The 2,719-nt window shown below is 51.9% G+C and carries 1 tRNA gene and 1 rRNA gene; both read left to right on the top strand.

The features are described 5' to 3' along the window. Window positions 1–130 precede the first annotated feature (130 nt). Window positions 131–206 (top strand) — tRNA-Glu (locus IHO40_RS05540). A gap of 193 nt (window positions 207–399) precedes the next feature. Next, window positions 400–2,719 (top strand): 23S ribosomal RNA (locus tag IHO40_RS05535); the annotation flags it as partial.

The following is a 2,719-nucleotide window of genomic DNA, read 5'->3' as shown; positions in this document are numbered from 1 at the left end:
TAACAAGGTAACCGTAGGGGAACCTGCGGTTGGATCACCTCCTTACCTTAAAGAACCTGCCTTTGAAGTGCTCACACAGATTGTCTGATGAAAAGTAAATAGCAAGGCGTCTTGCGATTGAGACTTCAGTGTCCCCTTCGTCTAGAGGCCCAGGACACCGCCCTTTCACGGCGGTAACAGGGGTTCGAATCCCCTAGGGGACGCCACTTGCTGGTTTGTGAGTGAAAGTCACCTGCCTTAATATCTCAAAACTCATCTTCGGGTGATGTTTGAGATATTTGCTCTTTAAAAATCTGGATCAAGCTGAAAATTGAAACACTGAACAACGAAAGTTGTTCGTGAGTCTCTCAAATTTTCGCAACGCGATGATGAATCGAAAGAAACATCTTCGGGTTGTGAGGTTAAGCGACTAAGCGTACACGGTGGATGCCCTGGCAGTCAGAGGCGATGAAGGACGTGCTAATCTGCGATAAGCGTCGGTAAGGTGATATGAACCGTTATAACCGGCGATTTCCGAATGGGGAAACCCAGTGTGTTTCGACACACTATCATTAACTGAATCCATAGGTTAATGAGGCGAACCGGGGGAACTGAAACATCTAAGTACCCCGAGGAAAAGAAATCAACCGAGATTCCCCCAGTAGCGGCGAGCGAACGGGGAGCAGCCCAGAGCCTGAATCAGTGTGTGTGTTAGTGGAAGCGTCTGGAAAGGCGCGCGATACAGGGTGACAGCCCCGTACACAAAAATGCACATGCTGTGAGCTCGATGAGTAGGGCGGGACACGTGGTATCCTGTCTGAATATGGGGGGACCATCCTCCAAGGCTAAATACTCCTGACTGACCGATAGTGAACCAGTACCGTGAGGGAAAGGCGAAAAGAACCCCGGCGAGGGGAGTGAAAAAGAACCTGAAACCGTGTACGTACAAGCAGTGGGAGCACGCTTAGGCGTGTGACTGCGTACCTTTTGTATAATGGGTCAGCGACTTATATTCTGTAGCAAGGTTAACCGAATAGGGGAGCCGAAGGGAAACCGAGTCTTAACTGGGCGTTAAGTTGCAGGGTATAGACCCGAAACCCGGTGATCTAGCCATGGGCAGGTTGAAGGTTGGGTAACACTAACTGGAGGACCGAACCGACTAATGTTGAAAAATTAGCGGATGACTTGTGGCTGGGGGTGAAAGGCCAATCAAACCGGGAGATAGCTGGTTCTCCCCGAAAGCTATTTAGGTAGCGCCTCGTGAATTCATCTCCGGGGGTAGAGCACTGTTTCGGCAAGGGGGTCATCCCGACTTACCAACCCGATGCAAACTGCGAATACCGGAGAATGTTATCACGGGAGACACACGGCGGGTGCTAACGTCCGTCGTGAAGAGGGAAACAACCCAGACCGCCAGCTAAGGTCCCAAAGTCATGGTTAAGTGGGAAACGATGTGGGAAGGCCCAGACAGCCAGGATGTTGGCTTAGAAGCAGCCATCATTTAAAGAAAGCGTAATAGCTCACTGGTCGAGTCGGCCTGCGCGGAAGATGTAACGGGGCTAAACCATGCACCGAAGCTGCGGCAGCGACGCTTATGCGTTGTTGGGTAGGGGAGCGTTCTGTAAGCCTGTGAAGGTGTGCTGTGAGGCATGCTGGAGGTATCAGAAGTGCGAATGCTGACATAAGTAACGATAAAGCGGGTGAAAAGCCCGCTCGCCGGAAGACCAAGGGTTCCTGTCCAACGTTAATCGGGGCAGGGTGAGTCGACCCCTAAGGCGAGGCCGAAAGGCGTAGTCGATGGGAAACAGGTTAATATTCCTGTACTTGGTGTTACTGCGAAGGGGGGACGGAGAAGGCTATGTTGGCCGGGCGACGGTTGTCCCGGTTTAAGCGTGTAGGCTGGTTTTCCAGGCAAATCCGGAAAATCAAGGCTGAGGCGTGATGACGAGGCACTACGGTGCTGAAGCAACAAATGCCCTGCTTCCAGGAAAAGCCTCTAAGCATCAGGTAACATCAAATCGTACCCCAAACCGACACAGGTGGTCAGGTAGAGAATACCAAGGCGCTTGAGAGAACTCGGGTGAAGGAACTAGGCAAAATGGTGCCGTAACTTCGGGAGAAGGCACGCTGATATGTAGGTGAAGTCCCTCGCGGATGGAGCTGAAATCAGTCGAAGATACCAGCTGGCTGCAACTGTTTATTAAAAACACAGCACTGTGCAAACACGAAAGTGGACGTATACGGTGTGACGCCTGCCCGGTGCCGGAAGGTTAATTGATGGGGTCAGCGCAAGCGAAGCTCTTGATCGAAGCCCCGGTAAACGGCGGCCGTAACTATAACGGTCCTAAGGTAGCGAAATTCCTTGTCGGGTAAGTTCCGACCTGCACGAATGGCGTAATGATGGCCAGGCTGTCTCCACCCGAGACTCAGTGAAATTGAACTCGCTGTGAAGATGCAGTGTACCCGCGGCAAGACGGAAAGACCCCGTGAACCTTTACTATAGCTTGACACTGAACATTGAGCCTTGATGTGTAGGATAGGTGGGAGGCTTTGAAGTGTGGACGCCAGTCTGCATGGAGCCGACCTTGAAATACCACCCTTTAATGTTTGATGTTCTAACGTTGACCCGTAATCCGGGTTGCGGACAGTGTCTGGTGGGTAGTTTGACTGGGGCGGTCTCCTCCTAAAGAGTAACGGAGGAGCACGAAGGTTGGCTAATCCTGGTCGGACATCAGGAGGT

Source organism: Wolbachia endosymbiont of Mansonella ozzardi, assembly GCF_020278625.1.
Lineage (GTDB): Bacteria > Pseudomonadota > Alphaproteobacteria > Rickettsiales > Anaplasmataceae > Wolbachia.
The sequence above is the reverse complement of the archived record's forward strand: the minus strand, read 5'-3'. Positions and strand labels throughout refer to the sequence as shown.